General features: G+C 62.1%; 18 protein-coding genes. 13 read left to right on the top strand and 5 right to left on the bottom strand.

Features of this window, described 5'->3' with window-relative positions; translation table 11 throughout:
* The 7 genes from Q0288_RS08485 to Q0288_RS08455 form a co-directional block, all read left to right on the top strand.
* Positions 1 to 314, top strand: a 314-nt coding sequence (locus Q0288_RS08485; RefSeq protein ID WP_299429462.1) for a TolC family protein, incomplete at its 5' end; no start/stop codon positions are given.
* The gene (locus tag Q0288_RS08480) at positions 311 to 1,321 is read left to right on the top strand and encodes a TolC family protein (protein WP_299429461.1); all 1,011 of its coding nucleotides are present in this window, start codon (positions 311 to 313) and stop codon (positions 1,319 to 1,321) included. The genes Q0288_RS08485 and Q0288_RS08480, both read left to right, overlap by 4 nt.
* Positions 1,322 to 2,587: an efflux RND transporter periplasmic adaptor subunit gene (locus tag Q0288_RS08475; RefSeq protein WP_299429460.1), complete on the top strand. Its 1,266-nt coding sequence runs from the start codon at positions 1,322 to 1,324 to the stop codon at positions 2,585 to 2,587.
* A gap of 219 nt (positions 2,588 to 2,806) precedes the next feature.
* Positions 2,807 to 3,556 carry an ABC transporter ATP-binding protein gene (locus tag Q0288_RS08470; RefSeq protein WP_299429459.1) on the top strand — a complete coding sequence of 250 codons (750 nt, stop codon included), beginning with the start codon at positions 2,807 to 2,809 and terminating at the stop codon, positions 3,554 to 3,556.
* On the top strand, positions 3,553 to 4,776 hold the full coding sequence (locus Q0288_RS08465) for an ABC transporter permease (protein WP_299429458.1): 1,224 nt from the start codon (positions 3,553 to 3,555) through the stop codon (positions 4,774 to 4,776). Before Q0288_RS08470 ends, Q0288_RS08465 begins: the two co-directional genes overlap by 4 nt.
* 229 nt (positions 4,777 to 5,005) lie before the next feature.
* Positions 5,006 to 6,592 (top strand): glycoside hydrolase domain-containing protein, encoded by a 1,587-nt coding sequence (locus Q0288_RS08460; RefSeq protein ID WP_299429457.1) that lies wholly within the window; start codon positions 5,006 to 5,008, stop codon positions 6,590 to 6,592.
* 59 nt (positions 6,593 to 6,651) lie between these two features.
* A complete protein-coding gene (locus Q0288_RS08455) occupies positions 6,652 to 7,356 on the top strand; it encodes a class I SAM-dependent methyltransferase (RefSeq protein WP_299429456.1) in 705 nt (234 codons plus the stop codon).
* Positions 7,357 to 7,407: 51 nt separating this feature from the next.
* On the opposite strand, the gene Q0288_RS08450 is transcribed toward Q0288_RS08455, so the two are convergent.
* Positions 7,408 to 7,839 (bottom strand): hypothetical protein, encoded by a 432-nt coding sequence (locus Q0288_RS08450; protein ID WP_299429455.1) that lies wholly within the window; start codon positions 7,837 to 7,839, stop codon positions 7,408 to 7,410.
* Between the two features lie 98 nt (positions 7,840 to 7,937).
* Positions 7,938 to 8,471, bottom strand: a complete 534-nt coding sequence (locus Q0288_RS08445; protein WP_299429454.1) for an inorganic diphosphatase — start codon at positions 8,469 to 8,471, stop codon at positions 7,938 to 7,940.
* Between the two features lie 290 nt (positions 8,472 to 8,761).
* Between Q0288_RS08445 and Q0288_RS08440 the strand changes: the two genes are divergently transcribed.
* The 5 genes from Q0288_RS08440 (at position 8,762) to Q0288_RS08420 (ending at position 12,962) form a co-directional block, all read left to right on the top strand.
* On the top strand, positions 8,762 to 9,355 hold the full coding sequence (locus Q0288_RS08440) for a TetR/AcrR family transcriptional regulator (protein WP_299429453.1): 594 nt from the start codon (positions 8,762 to 8,764) through the stop codon (positions 9,353 to 9,355).
* A complete protein-coding gene (gene ccmA / locus Q0288_RS08435) occupies positions 9,342 to 10,250 on the top strand; it encodes a heme ABC exporter ATP-binding protein CcmA (protein WP_299429452.1) in 909 nt (302 codons plus the stop codon). Before Q0288_RS08440 ends, ccmA begins: the two co-directional genes overlap by 14 nt.
* Positions 10,247 to 11,368, top strand: a complete 1,122-nt coding sequence (locus tag Q0288_RS08430; RefSeq protein ID WP_299429451.1) for an ABC transporter permease — start codon at positions 10,247 to 10,249, stop codon at positions 11,366 to 11,368. The genes ccmA and Q0288_RS08430 overlap by 4 nt, the downstream gene beginning before the upstream one ends.
* 122 nt (positions 11,369 to 11,490) lie before the next feature.
* Positions 11,491 to 12,312: a hypothetical protein gene (locus Q0288_RS08425; protein WP_299429450.1), complete on the top strand. Its 822-nt coding sequence runs from the start codon at positions 11,491 to 11,493 to the stop codon at positions 12,310 to 12,312.
* Entirely contained in the window at positions 12,309 to 12,962 is a 654-nt protein-coding gene (locus Q0288_RS08420; RefSeq protein ID WP_299429449.1) for an outer membrane lipoprotein carrier protein LolA, read from the top strand. Before Q0288_RS08425 ends, Q0288_RS08420 begins: the two co-directional genes overlap by 4 nt.
* Before the next feature lie 35 nt (positions 12,963 to 12,997).
* On the opposite strand, the gene Q0288_RS08415 is transcribed toward Q0288_RS08420, so the two are convergent.
* Positions 12,998 to 13,723 (bottom strand): hypothetical protein, encoded by a 726-nt coding sequence (locus Q0288_RS08415; protein WP_299429448.1) that lies wholly within the window; start codon positions 13,721 to 13,723, stop codon positions 12,998 to 13,000.
* Between the two features lie 103 nt (positions 13,724 to 13,826).
* Between Q0288_RS08415 and Q0288_RS08410 the strand changes: the two genes are divergently transcribed.
* Entirely contained in the window at positions 13,827 to 14,282 is a 456-nt protein-coding gene (locus tag Q0288_RS08410) for an isoprenylcysteine carboxylmethyltransferase family protein (protein ID WP_299429447.1), read from the top strand.
* A gap of 12 nt (positions 14,283 to 14,294) precedes the next feature.
* Here the strand turns inward: Q0288_RS08410 and Q0288_RS08405 are convergent, their stop codons facing one another.
* The gene (locus tag Q0288_RS08405; RefSeq protein ID WP_299429446.1) at positions 14,295 to 14,951 is read right to left on the bottom strand and encodes an HAD family phosphatase; all 657 of its coding nucleotides are present in this window, start codon (positions 14,949 to 14,951) and stop codon (positions 14,295 to 14,297) included.
* The coding region (locus tag Q0288_RS08400; RefSeq protein ID WP_299429445.1) for an MFS transporter at positions 14,920 to 15,723 on the bottom strand (804 nt) is incomplete at its 5' end. The genes Q0288_RS08405 and Q0288_RS08400, both read right to left, overlap by 32 nt.

Below are 15,723 nucleotides of genomic sequence, written 5' to 3'. Positions count from 1 at the left end.
TGATCGGGCTCAGGTTTGCCAAGAATGCCCTCGAGCGCACCCGCCACGAGACCCAGCGCCTGCTTCAGAGTGCGCTGGAACAGGCCCGGCTGGACGCGCAAAACCTGCCAGTGCAACAAGAAGCTGCCAGGGTCGCCGAGAGGGGCCTGGCCGAGGTGCGGCAGCGGTTGGCTTTGGGGGCCGTGACGGCTTTGGACGAGTTGGCAGCACGTGCAAGCCTCGAGGCCGCGCAGGGCACGCTGCTCGCGGCGCAGATGCGGATTCTGGAAGACCTCTACCAGCTTTACGCGGTGTTGGGAGTGGGGAGCTTATGAGACGAATTGGGTGGTTGCTAATCTTGGGTCTGGCAAATCTGGGGACTCTGGCCCAGGGCTCGCTGAGCCTGGTGGCCTTGCTGGCCCGACCCCAGCAAGCCCTCAACCTGCAGCTGGCCCAGGCCAATGTGGATGCTGCTGAGGAGATACTCTCGCAGTTGCGGGCCGACCCCACCACCCTCAAGGCCGACTTGCTCATCGCCCAAAGCAGTGTGGCTGAAGCTCAGGCCAACCTAATTCAAGCTCGGCTGCAAAACCAGGTTAACCTGGCCCAGGCGGTGTTCAACGTGGTCGCAGCCGATCAGAGGAAAGACCTCGATCAGGCCCGGCTGGCCCAGGCTCAGGTCGAACTGGGGGTGGCCCGTGAGCGGGTGCGACTGGGGAGCGGCACCAACCTGGCGGTGGAGCAAGCCCAGGCCGCGCTGACCCAGGCCCAGCAGGACTTGCGGGTAGACGAGGTGCAGCTCGGAGTTCAGCGCGAGCTGCTGCGCAACCTGCTGGGCCTGCGCGAACTCCCGGCGCTCGACGCGCAGGTGCCCGCTACGGCGCCGATTCCCAACCTTAACGCCATTCGGGCGGCCAGCCTGCGCGTCCCGGCGGTGCTCAAGGCACTGGGCACGGTGGAGGTGGCCAAGCTCAAGCTGGATCAGTCGCAGACCGAATCCACCCCGCTCAACCAGCGCAGTGCCGCCCGCCAGGCGCTGCTGAGCGCCCAACTGGAATATCAGTTCCAGGTTCAGACCGCCCGCCAGACCGCCGAGCAGGCCTACATCCGTGCGCTTAGCACCCAGGCCGCTTTGGAGGCTGCCAGGGCCGCCTTGAACGCCCAGGAGGCCGCACTCAAGACTGCCCAGTCGCAGGAGCGGGCCGGCACGGTTTCCAGGCTCCAGGTGCAGGCGCTGATGTTGGGAGTCGGGCAGACACGCTTTGCAGCTTTGCAGGCCCAACAGGCAGCCTACCTGGCCCGGCTCCAGCTCGAGCTGACCGCCCCGCAGGAGGTGAAATAAATGCGCGCACGGGTCGGTTTAAGCCGGGTGGGTTGGATGGTGATTTTGCTGATCGCCCTGGCTGCGGCACTGGCGCTGTGGTGGGGCCTGGATAGTTCTCCCACCGGAACCGCCTCACAGCAGACCGTGACGGTGGCGCTGGGCGACGTGTCGGCAGAGGTGCAGGCCCCCGGCCAGATCACCCCCCGCTATCAGACCACCGTCTACACCAAGAACGGCGGCATCGTATCACAGCTTCTGGCCAAAGCAGGCCAGGAGGTGGAAAAAGGGCAGGTATTGGTGCGCTTCGACACCAGCGCGCTGCAAACCCAGGTGGCCTCGCTGAGGACACAGGTAACAGCGGCGGAGGCCAACCTGCGTGATTTGCAAAACGGCTCGAGATCGGCCGAGGTGCGGCTGGCCCAGGATGGCATCCGACAAGCCGAACTCGAGACCGCCCAGGCCCGCCGATCGCTCAGCCTAGCCCAGGCCGACTACCGACTGGGGGCCATCCCGGCGCAGCAGGTCGAGGTGGCAAGAGCCGCACTACAACGGGCGCAGGGGAATCTAGAGAGTGCCCGCCTTAAAGCCCTCCAAGCTACCCAGTCCCAAGTACTCTCGCTTTCGGGAGCACGCGCCCAACTCGAGGCTGCCCGCGCCCAGCTCAAAAGTCTTAACGAACAGATCGCCACCTCGGTGGTGCGAAGCCCCATCAAGGGCAGCATCATCGAAGTACAGGTAGCTGAAGGTCAGGCGGTAGCACCCGCCAGCATGGTGGTGCAGGTCGCCGACCTCTCGAGTTGGATTGTACAGAGCCGGGTGGCCGAGAGTGATCTGCCCAAGCTCGAGCTGGGCATGCCGGTGACGGTGGTGGTCAGCGCCCTGGGCGATACCGAGTACGAGGGCAAGATCATTCAGATTGGGCAGGTACAGAAGTTCCGTGATCCGCTCTATTTCTACCAGGTGGACGCCCTGATGCAGTTCGAGGAAGTCCCCACCGGCCTCACCCCCGGCCTCTCCACCACCGCGACCTTCGTCACCGACGAGGCCATCGGCGTGCCGCTGCTCCCGGTGGGTACGCTCAAGTCGAAGGGGAGTAAGACCGTGGTGGAGGTGCGGACCGCGCAGGGAGTCCGAGAGGTTGAGGTGCAGACCGGCCTCGACGACGGCACTAGCGTGGAGATCCGGAAAGGCCTGAAGGCCGGCGATGTGGTGGTGATCCCGCCCCCGCCGGGGAGTGCGCAACCGAGCGCACCAGGCGGCCTGGGGGGAATCATCAAGTTTTGAGTAGGGCTGGGGTCGTCATGGTGAGGCACTTGGCGCAGACGAGATGCGAAGCCATCCAGGAAGTCACCGGCCAGTTTCTGGATTGCTTCACTCCATTCGGTCGTCCGCAATGACGATTCCCGCAAGTGCGTAAGTCCGACGACAGCCCATGCAGTACAGCAGACCCAACCCTTCCTTTCTAAGCTCTAAGCCTTCTATTGTCCCCCTCGAGACCCAGCCATGAGCATCGAACTGAGCGGCATTCACAAACAGTACGCGATGGGCAGCGAGGCCCTGCACATCCTGCGGGGGGTGGATTTGCGCCTGGAGAGCGGGGAGTTTGCGGCCCTGATGGGGCCGAGCGGCTCAGGCAAGTCCACCCTCTTGAACATCATCGGGCTTTTGGACTGGCCTAGCCGGGGCGCGTATCGGCTGGAAGGGCAGGACGTGAGCCACCTGAACCTGGTTCAGCGGGCCAGGGCCCGCAACCTCCACATCGGCTACGTCTACCAAAACTTCAACCTGATTCCGCGCCTGAGCGTGCTGGAAAACGTGATGACCCCGCTGATGTACCGGGGCATGGCCCCCCCCGAGCGGCGCGAGCAGGCCGCGCACGTGCTGGAGCGGGTGGGGATGGCGGATCGGGTGAGCCACCTGCCCAGCCAACTCTCGGGCGGGCAGCAGCAGCGCGTGGCGATTGCCAGGGCCCTGGTGGGGGGGGCGGGTGTGCTGCTGGCCGACGAACCCACCGGCAACCTCGACACCCGCACCGGGCTGCAGATTATGGCGATGTTCGAGGAACTCCACGCGGAGGGCAAGACCGTTCTGCTGGTGACCCACGACCTCGAGATCGCCCGCCACGCCGCGCGTACCCTCACCATCCGCGACGGGCGCATCCGCGCCGACAGCCCGGTGCCGAACCGGCGTAAGGCGCTGGAGGTTCTGCGCGACCTGCCCACCGAGGAAGAGGCCGAGGAGGTAGCCTCGTGAACTTTCTGGACTACCTTCAGATAGCCCTCCGGGCCATCCGCTCCAACCCGCTGCGCTCGGCCCTGACCGCGCTGGGGGTAGTGATCGGGGTGGCCTCGGTGGTGGCGCTGGTGGCGCTGGGCCAGGGAGCCGGGGTACAGATCGCCCGGCAGATTCAGGGGCTGGGCACCAACCTGATCATCATCGCCACGCAAATTCCGCCCAACGGAGGCACCCAGAATCCCAACAACCTGGGCGGGCCACCGCAGCTCTTCCCCGATGACGCCGACATCCTCAAGGACGGCCTCGAGGGGACCGGTGCGGTGGTGGTTCCGGTCATGACCGCCCAGACCCCTATCAAGATCGGCTCTAAGGTGACCAGCGCCAATGTGGTGGGCACCTGGCCGGTCTATGCCCAGGTGCGCGGCCTCCAGATCAGCAACGGCCGCTTTCTGCGCGAGGGCGGCGAGGACGCCCCCAGCAACGAGGTAGTGCTGGGATCAGATGCGGCCTACCGGCTGTTCGGACGGCTCGACCCGGTGGGGCGAACCGTCTTCATCAAGGATTTCCTTTATAAGGTGGTGGGGGTGGTGGCCCCCAAGGGCTATGAGGGCTTCCAGAACGTGGATCAAAACGTGTATCTGACCATGGTGACCACCGAGGCCCAGGTACTCATCAGCGATGTGGTCAACTACATCTACGTGCAAGCCCCCAGCGCCGAGGCCCTCCCGCAGTTGGAACAGACCATCACCAAGCTCCTAGCCGAGGCTCACAGCATCACCGACCCCGAGCAGTACGACTTCAGTGTACGCAGCCAGTCAGCCCTGCTCAACACCGCCCGCGGCACCCTTAACATCATCACCACCCTGCTCTCTGGCATCGCCCTGGTCTCGCTACTAGTTGGAGGCATCGGCATCATGAACATCATGCTGGTCTCGGTGACGGAGCGAACCCGCGAGGTAGGCATCCGGGTGGCGCTGGGCGCGCTGCCCCGCGACATCGTAATCCAGTTCATCACCGAGGCACTGATCCTCTCGAGCCTAGGCGGCCTGCTGGGCATCCTGGGGGGCATTGCGGTGGCTCGCGTGATCTCCACTTTTGCGGGCTGGGAGACGGTCATCTCTGCCTCGGTGGTCGGAATCGCCTTCTTCTTCTCGCTGGCCGTGGGCGTATTTTTCGGCTGGTATCCCGCTTTTCTGGCCGCCCGCCTTGACCCAATTAAGGCACTCCGCTACGAGTAATAAAATCGAGCAGCTCCGTGCTCCCGGAGCAGAACTTAGCGGTGCCTTGAAGCGCACGGGATGATCTGGTCTGGGCCGTAGGAACAACCAGCCAGCCGTCTATATGGCTCACGAACCCGTTGGATTGGGGTGAAAATCATCCCTGTGGGCGACGAAAAACACCTGGTAACACCCAGCGAAACGGTCAGGCGCACCGTTCTCATGGGTACATCCGCCTACACTGTTCTTCATGCAGTCCCGCCAACTGCGTCTCTTGCTCCTGTTTAGCCTGCTGGGCCTCCTGACCGCCTGTCCAGCCCCAGCGGTGTCCATTGACCCCCTGGGCCCCATGCAGGTCTGGGCCACCGGTTCGTTGGAGCGCGTCCGTCCCGAAGACCCCGCCCAGCCCAGCCAGCCTATCGAGATTCTGGCTGCCAGAGGCGAAACCGAATCGTTTCAGATCGTCCTGACCGGCCCCAAGGGTGTGAAGGCCGCCAGGCTGGAGGTCTCCAATTTGCACGGCCCCAATGGCGCAACCATCGGCAAAGAAAACCTTACCCTCTACCGCCAACACTACGTGGAAGTCCGGGAGCCCAGCCCCAGCCTGGATGCTGCCAACCGTTCGCAGGGTGCGGGCTGGTATCCCGACGCGCTCATTCCTTTCGACGCGCCCGGCGGCAGGTTCAGGGCCATTCCGGTGGACGTGAACCCAGGGCGCAACCAGCCCTTCTGGGTTGACGTGACGGTGCCGCACAACGCTACCCCGGGTTTGTACACGGGCATCTACCGGGTGACCGCGCAAAACGGCACTATCGAGGGGCAGATTCGCTTGACGGTCTGGAACTTCGAGTTGCCCCAACGCCCCAGCCTGCTCTCGTTTGTGCCGCTGTGGAACACCAGGACTAAAGCCGCCCGCCTCGAGCTGCTCAGGCACCGCCTGATGCCCGGGAGGGTCGAGCCGGGGGAGGTGCGGGAGCTGGTGAACGACCATGGCCTGAACAGCATTGACCTGGGTTTCTGGAGCGGGGCCAATGCCCAGACCTGCCGGGCCAAGCCCGCGCCTTCGGTGGCCGAGCTGGTTGCGGCCCGCTCGGCCCGCGAGGCCGGGGTGCCGATTTACAATTTCGCTTTCGACGAGCTGGATGTCTGCCCCAACGACCTTTTGCCGGAGATCCGGGCCTGGGTGGCTAATTTACGGGCCGCCAATGTACTCCATCTGAGCACCTTGTTCCCCCGCCGCGAACTGCTCGATGACGGCAACGGCAGACCCCTGGTGGACATCTTTGCCATCAATGCCGAGATGTACGAGGAGGCCCGTCGCACCGGCCTGTGGGAAGCCGCCAAAGCCCGAGGTAGCAGCTTCTGGTTCTACACCGCGCTGCTCAACCGCGATACGCCTTTTGCCCCGCAGTGGCTGCTGGACTATAGCCCGACCAACTGGCGCATTTCCACCGGGTTTCTGGCCTACAACCTGGGTTTTAGCGGCATCCTGGGCTGGGCCGCCGATTTCTACGACCCCCGGCGGGGCCAGGACCCCTGGAGCGATGTGCGCTACTTCAACGCGGGCCGGGCCTTCAACGGCGAGGGGCTGTGGTTCTACCCAGGCCGAGAGGTGGGTCTGCCGGGCTCGATGGTGCCCTCCATTCGGGCCAAGTGGCTGCGCGACGGTATCGAAGACTACGAGTACCTGCGGCTCCTGCACCAGCGCGGCCTGGACCAGCGGGTGGGCAGTCTGGCCGTGCAGATGGCCCGCAGCTTCCGTGACTGGCAGCGCAACCCCGCCGAGCTCGAGGCCGCCCGCAAGCGCATCGGCGAGGTTCTGCATCAAGGCCGGTAGGAATCCCTTACAACGACTGCATCCATCACTGTATGCTCAGATAAAAGCGAGGTATTTGCGTGGAATACCACCCTGGCTGGCTTTACGACAAGATGTACAGCTCCAAGGACTATGCCTCTGAGGCAGGCTACCTCCACCGCCTGATCCAGAAACTCCACCCCAGTGCTCAGACCTTGCTCGATCTGGCCAGCGGGACAGGCCAGCACCTGTTCCACCTCAAGCACCACTACCGGGCGGAGGGGCTTGATCTGAGCGAAAAGTTGCTGGAAACCGCCAGAGCCCGCAACCCCGAGCTGGCCTTCCACCAGGGGGACATGCGCAACTTTAGCCTGAGCAAGCGTTTTGATGTGATTACCTGTCTGTTTAGCGCCATCGGCTATGCAGGCAGCCCGGAGGGGCTGGAAAGCGCGATAGACCAGATGGCCCGGCACCTGACCATGGGGGGCGTACTGCTGGTAGAGCCGTGGTTTAGCCCCGACCAGTGGAACCATGGGCAGTGCGATATCACCGTGGTGGACGAACCAGAGCTTAAGATCGCCCGCCTCAACACCAGCCGCCAGGAGGGCCGGTTGAGCATTCTGGACTTCCACTACCTGGTGGCCACCCCGCAGGGGGTGAGTTATTTTACCCAATGCTACCAACCTTACTTATTCACCCAACAAGAGTACCTGGGTGCTTTTGAAAAAGCTGGTTTGTCGGTCGAACACGACCCCACGGGCGTTACCGGGCGAGGGCTGTATATGGGCAGGCTCGAGCCTGGTTGAACCATGAAGTTCAAAACCCAACGGTGCAGGGTGCGTCTCGCGACCAACCGACTAGATGACCCCGTAATTGTACGTTTGGTTCCGCCCGTTTTTGTCCACGATTGCCCACCAGCGATGCTCGGAAAGGGTGGGCATTTCCAGCAAGAATACCCAGAACCTGTGGGGGCTTTCGCCGCCGTCGGGCTGGTGGGGGCTGTCGGGGGTAATGAGTGAGAGCTGGGAGTCGCCTGCGTTCATGAAATCTCGGACTGCGTTTTGCAGTTCGTCGGCATCGGGCTCGTCGGAGAGGTCGTAGGCCGAGGGATCGGCCTCGATCATGCCCAGTGGGCTTTTGTGGTCGTCGCTGTCTTCGATAAAGCTACAGATGGCAGCCTCCAGGGCCTCGAGGAAACCTTCCTCGTCGCTCACCTGGGGCACCTCGACGTTGAGGTCGGGCACTTCCAGCGCCTTCAGTAAGGACTCAATTCGCTGCTGCGAGGCCATAGCTAGCTCGAGTGACTACATAACCACAAAAGCCCCTGGGTGGTCAAGCCAGTTTAACAACCGCGTAAATACGGGGCGTTGCGCAAAATGCAGGCCTGTTAGCGATCCTTTTTGAACCGCTCGATGCAAGCCCTGACTTCGACCACGGCACCGGCCTTGTCTTTCCAGCCCGAAACCTTGACCCACTTGCCTTTGTGGGCTTCCAGGGCCTTGTAGGTCTCGAAGAAATTCTGAATTTCCTGCTTGTGGGCGGTGGGAAGATCGGACAAATCCTGAATGTGATCCCAGCGCGGGTCTTCGGCCACCACCCCAATAATTTTGGCATCGCCGCCTTTTTCGTCTTGCATGTCTACCATGCCCACCACCCGCACATCCACCACCACCCCCGGCAGGAGCGGATGGGTGCAGAGGATGATGCCATCCAGCGGATCACCATCGTCGGCCAGGGTGGAGGGGATAAAGCCGTAATCGCCGGGATAGAACTGCGCGGTGGGCAGTACCCGATCCAGTTTTATAACTTCCAGATCGGGGTCATACTCGTATTTGTTGGAAGAGCCACGGGGCACTTCAATGACCATATGAACAATTTCGGGGGCCTGCTTACCAACCGGAAGATTTTTAAGGTTCGCCATAGCGCACCCATTCTGACATCCACCCCGCAAAAGAGGTAGACGCAAGACCTCGAGCTTCCCGAGACGACAAAAAGCAAGACTCAGGGCAGACCCAACACCCCACAGAAGGGCTGATGGGCTGTGCTGCACTGAGTTCAGTTGACCCGGGTGCATCCGGCTCTTCGGCCTGGCGGCCTCCGAGTACCATTGCGCCAATTTTGTAACGCACGGGCAATTCCACTTTTGTGATCGGAGCCGGACAAAAAGAGGGCGGTTGCGGCTTTGGAGGGTATTGGATGTATAATGTAAGTATGTACCTACTTGCTAACTTCGCCGAGGTGGACTCGACCCGGACGGCCCTGATGCGTTCGGGACTGGAACTCCTGGCCGAAAAAGGCTACAAAGGAGCCACCACCCGCGAAATCGCAGCCAGGGCCGGGGTTTCCGAGGTCACGTTGTTTCGGCAATTTGGTAGCAAGGAAGTGCTCCTGCAAGAAGCCATTCAAAAATTGACACCGCCGATGGCCCAGATACTGCCGAAGCCCTCGAGCGACCTCGAGGCCGACCTGCTTTATCTGACCCAGAACTACCTGCGCATGCTCGAGGCCAACCAGGGTCTGCTGGTGCGGCTGTTACCCGAGCTGATTCGTCACCCGGAGTTGCGCGGCGAGGCCGGGCCAATGGGCCTTAAAAACGCCATGACCACTGCTTTTGGTTATTTTGCTGCACAGCAAAAAGCGGGCCTGCTACGCTCTGACGAGTCCCCTTTTCAAGCGGCCGTCGCGCTGCTGGGGCCGCTCTTCGCCCAAACGCTGCTGTTTGGGGCGATGGGGATTCAACCACCCTTCGATCTAAAGGCCCACGTCCGGGGTTTTCTGGAGGGGAGGCGGTATGGTCAGCGTTGAGCAGGTCTCGAGGCGTTTTGGCAACCTGGTCGCATTGGACAGGGTGAGTCTAAGGGTCAATCCCGGCGAGGTTTTTGGGCTGCTGGGGCCCAATGGTTCGGGCAAGACCACCCTGATTCGCATTCTGACCGGGGTCTTGCTCCCCAACACCGGCAGGGCGCATGTGGCTGGACTGGATGTGGGCCGCTACCCTGACCGGGTTAAGGCCGCCATTGGCTACTCCACCCAGGAAGCCAGCGTCTACCGCGACCTCACGGTGCGCGAAAACCTGGAATTCCGCGCACGGCTCTACCTGGGGGCCAGGGCCGTGTCCTGCGCGGTCGAGGAAACCCTTCGGCGCTTTGGCTTGCAGGACGCTGCCCACCAGCTTGCCGGGGCTCTCTCGGGGGGTTGGCGACAACGGCTGGCCATCGCCCAGGCGGTGGTGCACGAGCCCAAAGTAGTGTTTCTGGATGAGCCCACCACCGGTCTTGACCCGGTTTCACGCCGCACCATCTGGGATCTGATCCACCAGGAAGCCGCACGAGGCGCGGTGGTGGTGGTGACCACCCACTACATGGACGAGGCCGAACGCTGCCACCGGCTGGCCCTGCTGTACGGTGGCAAAGTGATTGCCCAGGGAACCCCCCACGAACTCGAGCAACTGGCCCAGCAAAGTGCCCGGGTGGCCTACAGCGAGACCAGCCTGCCCCTGGAACAAATTCGCGCCATGCCCGGCGTGCTGGACGGCTGGCCCAGTGGCAGCGGCGTTAGGCTGATTCTGGAGAAAAACTACCCGACCCCCAACCTGCCGCTCCAAACCGTGTATCCCAATCTGGAAGACGTCTTCATCGTCCTGACGCGCCGCCGGATCGCCTCTACCATGAACGTAGACGAAAAAGGAGGTGCAGCGTGAACCGCATCGCAGCCCTGGCCCGCAAGGAGTTCACCCAGATCCGCCGCGACCATGTGCTGTCGCGGCTGATTGTGGGTCTGCCCATCGTCATGACCCTGTTGTTTGGCTATGCCATCAACTTCACCCTCTCGGACATTCGGCTGGCTGTCTACGATGGCTCGCAAGACCGCATCAGCCAGCATCTGCTGCAAGAGCTGCAAAAAGACCATCGCTTCACCATCCCCTACACGGCCCAAAACCCCGAACAGGTTCCGCAGGCCATTCGGGAAAACCGGGCCCGCGTAGGGCTGGTGATTCCAGCCGGGGCCCTGCAAACCGTGCGGCAGGACAAAGCGGTGCAGCTCGAGGTGTTCGTGGATGGCTCCGACCCCAACTTCGCCTTCCAGTCCCAGGCCGCCTTGCGCAAAGTGCTCGGCGATGTCAACAGCCGCCTGCTGGCGGGCAAGGTGCTGGCCGGTACCGCTACCACCCCACCCCTCACCCCCACCCTCCACACCCTCTACAACCCGGACAACAAGACGGCCTGGTTCATGATTCCCGGCATCATCGGCCTGATCATGACCATCTTTACGGTGCTGCTGACTGCACTCTCGATTGTGCGCGAAAACGAAAGCCGCACCATGGAGTCGCTGATTGCCAGCCCCATCAAATCTTACGAGGTGGTACTGGGCAAGGTGCTGCCCTATTTCGTGATCGCCACCCTGGTCAGCCTGGTGGTGCTCTCGATTGGGCACTGGGTGTTTGGGGTGCCGGTAAGCGGCAGCTTGCTGCTGTTGTTCGGGCTAATTGTACTCTTCGTGCTGGGCTCGCTGGGGGTAGGGGTGTTGATTTCCACCCTGGCCCGTACCCAGATTCAGGCGGTGTTTGGCACCTTTGCCTACATCCTGCCCACCATCTTTCTTTCGGGTTTTGTGTTCCCGGTGGATGGAATGCCCCTCTTTTTCAAGGGGTTGTCGGCAATTATCCCGGCCCGCTATCTGATTGATGGTACGCGCGGGGTAATGCTGCGGGGAGCCGGCCTCGAGACCCTCTGGGTGGATCTGGTTGCGCTGATCATTTTCAGCGTGGCTGTGCTGGGCCTGGCAAGCCTGCGCTTTGGCAAGCGGCTGGCTGCATAGGGGTCGGGTAATCTGTTTTTGGAGGTCGCGGCATTGGCCTCGCAAGCCAGGCAGCCTGTACCGCAGCGGAAGGGATTCACGTGAGTCAGATGGAATATTTAAGACACAGATACCAGCGTTCGTTGCATCTCGTCATCATCGCGCTGGGCCTTCAGCTTTCGGCCTTCGGCCTGGGACAGTCCCTCACCTTCGGGCTGTACGGTCGCCTATCGCCCGAGTATCTGACGCCCACCCTCGAGGTTGCGTTGCCGCTGGGCGGCTTTGACCTGCAGGCCCGGCTTCAGCGCGGTGCACTGGGGGTCGGCCTGGGCAGTGCTGTGGAGTTTAGCGCCCTGGGCCGGGTGAGCTACGGGGTGCAGGCCAGTCTGGGATTTGCGGGCTGGGGTATACAGGGCAGCGCCAGTGGAATCTTTGGGCCGGTAGCGGCCAGTCTCGAGGCCCTTTACAGCAACACCCTGCGCTCCAGTTTGTGGGTAGGCGACGAGGCCCAAGGCGGACTCAAGCTGGGGCTGGGCGGGCGCTACCGCCTCGAGGCCCGGCAGACCCTGGGCCTGCAACTTGGCTTCAATCGAGACCTGCTGGGTATTGCTCGAGGTTCCGGCGAGCTGACCTATGCGCTGCGCCAGGCTCAGACCTACACCTTCGGGCTGGGGGTAGAGGACTCGAGGTTCTACGGCTTGCTGGGCTGGCGGGGGGAACTGAATGGGGCGGGAACCCTGCTCGATACCACCCTTCGCGCCGGGCAGCTCAACCGACTCGAAGCAGCCCTGACGACCCCTCTAGACCCGGAACAGCTCAACAATCTTAAATTGCGTCTAACCTTAGCCTATCCATGGGCTGCTAACCTGGGCTTAGAAGCATATGGCTTCCGCGCGGATGCAGACTACGATGGCCGATTTTCCCTGTGGCTGAGATACACGCTCGATTTTGGAGGCAATGAATGAAGAGACTGCTAACCCTCGCGATCCTGTTCTCGGGCTTTGTACTCGCCCAGAGCATCGCCGAGATCACCCGCCAGGTGCAGGCCAATCTGGATCGCTCGCCCTGGGAGGCCACCATTAGCGGCAGGATTCAACTGCCCGATGGCAGCAGCCAGGAGGCCGAGTTCAGATTGCAGGTAATTCCGGGCCGGGAGCAGTTGGCTCGAGTGGAGTTCAACAAACCCGCCGCCCTGGAAGGCAACTTTGTGGTGATCTCCGACAAAGAGGTCTGGAATTACTTGTTCCTGACCAACCAGGTGATTATCCAGCCCCGCAGCAGAGCCCGCGTGGAGGGCCTGGGGTTCAACCTGACCGACCTCGGCGACTTCAACCAGCTCACCGAGCGGGTCACGCTACGGCTGGCGGGCGAGCAGAACATCCCCGCCGGAGCGGTCTGGCGCATCACCGGCACCCCCCGGGATGCCTCGCTGGGCTTTGCCAGCATGGAAATTCTGGTGCTTAAGTCCGACCCCCGTCCCATCTCCATCACCCTCCGCGACGGCGCCAACCGGGTGGTAGCCGACCTCGACTTTGGCAATTTCCGCAGGGCCAACCTCACCCCCCAGGCCCTGCGCAAACGCCCCGCCGACGCCGAGGTGCTACGGCGCAACTAGGCCCTTGGCCCAACGCAGCGCGTGGAACTGTGGGGCTATAGCCTGGGGAACCTAGGCAGCTCGGGTTCCGATAGCCATTGGCGGCACCGGTCTAGCGTGTTCAGCCACTTCTGAAACTTTAGATGCTCATTTTCGGAGTGCTCCTCGCAGTACCCAATGCTGAGGTTCACCCCGCAGATATCACTGCAAAGGGTGACGATGTCCGTATAGCTGGAGTAGTCTGGCTCTGAGTAGCCCGTGATTTCCCCAACGTAGCTTCTGAACTTGTCAGTACCCACTGAGTAGCACTTGAAATCCCTGGCCCCTCTTCTATCTAGCTGGATCATGAACTGATGCTCCGAGTTGATGCGGTGGGCAATATCGGGGTTCTCGTGCATCAACCACTTGCTACCTTTTCTACCCCCTTCTTCGCCGTCGGTTATGAGGATGGAATGCCCCATCTCCTTGAGTAGCCAGATCATCGCGCAGCCAGCCCGGTCGTCAGCGCCGAGCCCACCTTTCTTGTTCTTGATGATTCCGTCCTTGAACTCGAGCTCTTTTGGTTCAAATGCATGCGATCGCTCGTAATGTTCATCCCAGAAGGTATCGGCATGTGCGACGAGTACGACCTTGTTGGCTCGCTCACCCTTGATAAACAGGAAGCGTTCCAGTCCTTCACCGTGCAGAAGAGCGCCGGGTACCTGGGAGAACTTATCGAACACCGCGTCAGCACTTCCAAGCGGCATTTCTAGGAATTCCATCAGAACATCCAGCTCCTTCATGCTGTGCTCACCTCCTCAAAATGGGTGGCTAAACGAATGCTAGAGAGCTTTTGTTCTATTATTGCGCCAGACCCATAAATATCAAGCCCTGTATCCTGTACCCATGCGCTTCGGCGAGCGGGGCGAGGGGTATGTGGTGGGGCAATTTGTCCTGCTGGGGCTGCTGGTGCTGGCTTTGTGGCTCACGCCTTCCTTTAGCCCGCCCTGGCTTACCTGGCTGGGGCGGGGGTTGGCCTGGACGGGCCTGGGGGTGCTGCTGCTGGCGGCGTGGCAACTGGGGCGCAATCTGACTGCGCTGCCCAGGCCCAGGCCAGATGGGTTTTTGGTGCAGGGGGGGCTGTACCGGGTGGTGCGGCATCCTATCTATGCGGGGGTGTTGTTGTGGGCTCTGGGCAGCAGCCTGGCCCACCTGAACCCCTGGACGCTTCTATTGTGGGGGCTTTTGTTTGGGTGGCTGAACTGGAAGGCGGGCCTCGAGGAACGCTGGCTGGAAGAACGCCACCTCGAGTATCAAAGCTACCGGCGCCGGGTCAAAAAGCTGATTCCCTGGGTGTATTAAGCTGGGCCATGCTCACAGCGGGTCGTGGTTCCGCAGCCAGTCCCACAGGCACTGATCGCCGAAGTCGGCGATGCAGAGCAAGGCTCCGGCTTTTTCCAGGCTGTCGGCGGGGTGTCCGGTGGTTAGCGCGACGGTGCGGATGCCAGCCCCCACCGCCGACCGGATGCCCGAGGGCGAGTCCTCGAAGGCCACCGCCTCCTCCGCCTCGATGCCCAGTTGCTGTAGCGCGGTGCGGTAGGGCAGCGGGTCGGGTTTACCAGCAGGGAGTTCTTCGGACAGGACAATCCGGTCGAAGGCCAGGTTGAACTGCTCGAGCAGGTGAAGGGCATTGACCCTGGGTGCATTGCTGACCAGGGCCAGCCACAGACCCCTGCTTCTGGCCCAGTCCCAAAGTTCGCCCAGGCCAGGCAACGGCCTAACCCCACCGGCCAGTTCACGGAAACGGGCCTCCTTTTGCTCGAGAAAAGCCTCGCCCTCGGCCTGGGAAAGCTGCGGCAGCAACCGCCGCACAATCTCGGGGTTGAGGCCGCCACTTATTTGGGTCTGGTAGTAGTGGTGGTCGCCCAGGAGGCCATACTGGGCCAGCCCCTCGAGCCAGGCTTGCTCGTGCAGTCGGTCGGTATCGGCCAGGGTGCCATCAAGGTCGAAGAGCAGGGCTTTGAGCTTCACTTTTTCTCCGGAGCAGGTAGGTCATGATCGCCATCCAGACCACCACGCCCAGCATACCCAGGGCCAGACTTTCCTTGGGAACCAGGGCAAAGGCTGCTGGGATCAGGTTGCCGCCCACCGCAGCCGCGTAGAACAAATAAGCCAGCGCTGAGTAACCGATATACCGCTGGGTAAAACCATAGAGGGTGGGAAAGGTTGGGGCCACAAAAAACCCAATCAGTGGAAACAGCCAGGCCAGGGGGGGCACAAAATAACACAGCAGCACCAGAGCCGCCCCCAGGTGTAGCCAGGCCAGCCGTGCCAGGGGGCGGGCCGCGATGAAGTCCGCCAACCACAAGCGCCCCACCGTGAGCGCTACCCAGTACAGCGAGAGCAACACCCCCACCCAGAACGGGTCGTAGCCAAGGTGGCGCAAATAGAGGCCGGAGAAACTCGAGACCACTAGCTCCAGAGCCACATACGCCACCACTGCCAGCAATACATAGGGCAGCAGCCCAGACTGCCCCTTGGTCTCTCGGGCAAGCAGCCGTGCTGGCGGTGCAGGTGCCCTCCACAGCAGCCCTGCCGCCAGCAAAGCCACCGCTGCCAGCACCACATAGCCAGTGCGCCAGGGCAGCCAGACCATCAGCAATGGAGCCAGCACCGCTCCCAACCCAAAGGCCGCATTGATGCGGTTGAGCATAGCCATCTGGCCTTTTGGATAGAGTTCCAGCGGTAGGGCATTGCAGTGGAAATTAACGACCGATACCCCCAGGCCCAAAAAAAAGGCTGC

The organism is uncultured Meiothermus sp., from assembly GCF_937863175.1.
Taxonomy (GTDB): domain Bacteria; phylum Deinococcota; class Deinococci; order Deinococcales; family Thermaceae; genus Meiothermus.
Note: the sequence above shows the minus strand (reverse complement) of the source record. Positions and strands in the feature narration are given on the sequence as shown.

Excerpts from the sequence above, each read along its gene's own strand:
- Q0288_RS08480 (WP_299429461.1), top strand. The coding sequence starts at position 311 with ATGAGACGAATTGGGTGGTTGCTAATCTTGGGTCTGGCAAATCTGGGG.
- Q0288_RS08475 (WP_299429460.1), top strand. The coding sequence starts at position 1,322 with ATGCGCGCACGGGTCGGTTTAAGCCGGGTGGGTTGGATGGTGATTTTG.
- Q0288_RS08470 (WP_299429459.1), top strand. The coding sequence starts at position 2,807 with ATGAGCATCGAACTGAGCGGCATTCACAAACAGTACGCGATGGGCAGC.
- Q0288_RS08460 (WP_299429457.1), top strand. The coding sequence starts at position 5,006 with ATGCAGTCCCGCCAACTGCGTCTCTTGCTCCTGTTTAGCCTGCTGGGC.
- Q0288_RS08450 (WP_299429455.1), bottom strand. The coding sequence starts at position 7,839 with ATGGCCTCGCAGCAGCGAATTGAGTCCTTACTGAAGGCGCTGGAAGTG.
- Q0288_RS08445 (WP_299429454.1), bottom strand. The coding sequence starts at position 8,471 with ATGGCGAACCTTAAAAATCTTCCGGTTGGTAAGCAGGCCCCCGAAATT.
- Q0288_RS08440 (WP_299429453.1), top strand. The coding sequence starts at position 8,762 with ATGTACCTACTTGCTAACTTCGCCGAGGTGGACTCGACCCGGACGGCC.
- ccmA (WP_299429452.1), top strand. The coding sequence starts at position 9,342 with ATGGTCAGCGTTGAGCAGGTCTCGAGGCGTTTTGGCAACCTGGTCGCA.
- Q0288_RS08420 (WP_299429449.1), top strand. The coding sequence starts at position 12,309 with ATGAAGAGACTGCTAACCCTCGCGATCCTGTTCTCGGGCTTTGTACTC.
- Q0288_RS08415 (WP_299429448.1), bottom strand. The coding sequence starts at position 13,723 with ATGAAGGAGCTGGATGTTCTGATGGAATTCCTAGAAATGCCGCTTGGA.
- Q0288_RS08410 (WP_299429447.1), top strand. The coding sequence starts at position 13,827 with ATGCGCTTCGGCGAGCGGGGCGAGGGGTATGTGGTGGGGCAATTTGTC.